This is a genomic window from Kitasatospora nipponensis (assembly GCF_039528135.1).
GTDB classification, from domain to species: domain Bacteria; phylum Actinomycetota; class Actinomycetes; order Streptomycetales; family Streptomycetaceae; genus Kitasatospora; species Kitasatospora nipponensis.
Window position 1 is genome coordinate 1 of sequence record NZ_BAAALF010000929.1, and the last position, 587, is coordinate 587.

The following is a 587-nucleotide window of genomic DNA, read 5'->3' on the forward strand; positions in this document are numbered from 1 at the left end:
TTGCCGCGCTCGGTTGACAGCGGGATGGGGAGTTCGGGGTTGACCAGACCAGGGGAACGACAGGAGTTCTTCGAGCTTCTGAGCACGCTGAAGGTGCGAAGCGGGCTCAGCTACGACCGAGTCGGAAAGAAGGCGAACCTCAGCCGGTCGAGCGTTCACCGTTACTGCAACGGCGGGACCCTGCCGACGGAATTCGGAATCGTCGAACGCATCGCACGGGTATGCGGTGGCACCCGCGAGGAGGTCGATAAACTTTATCAACTGTGGTCCAACGCGGGCGAAAAGCAGCCCCCTATGGAAGAGCCCACGCCGGTGGCAAGAAGGAAATTGCGCCGGCTGATTCCCCGAGACCGCAGGCTTCCCCTATCGGTTCCCCATCGGTTACCGCGAGCCACTGGTCGCAGGCGCCCGTTGCCGTTCCTGCGTCGTTCTTCGGCGTGACCACAAACAGCTCCACCGGGGAGATGCCGACATTCCGAGTCGGCGCGGTGCGCTTGTGGGACAGCAGGACACGCTGGTCCAATATCCAGGCGCGGCGCGGAGAATACGACTGGGAGATTCTCGACCGGCTGGTGGCGGGCGCTGGG

1 protein-coding gene is annotated in these 587 nt (G+C 63.5%); it reads left to right on the plus strand.

Annotated elements, in window-relative coordinates:
* A partial coding sequence (locus ABD323_RS44115) for a helix-turn-helix domain-containing protein (RefSeq protein WP_344447628.1) occupies positions 1-441 on the plus strand: 441 nt, incomplete at its 5' end.
* Positions 442-587 lie beyond the last annotated feature (146 nt).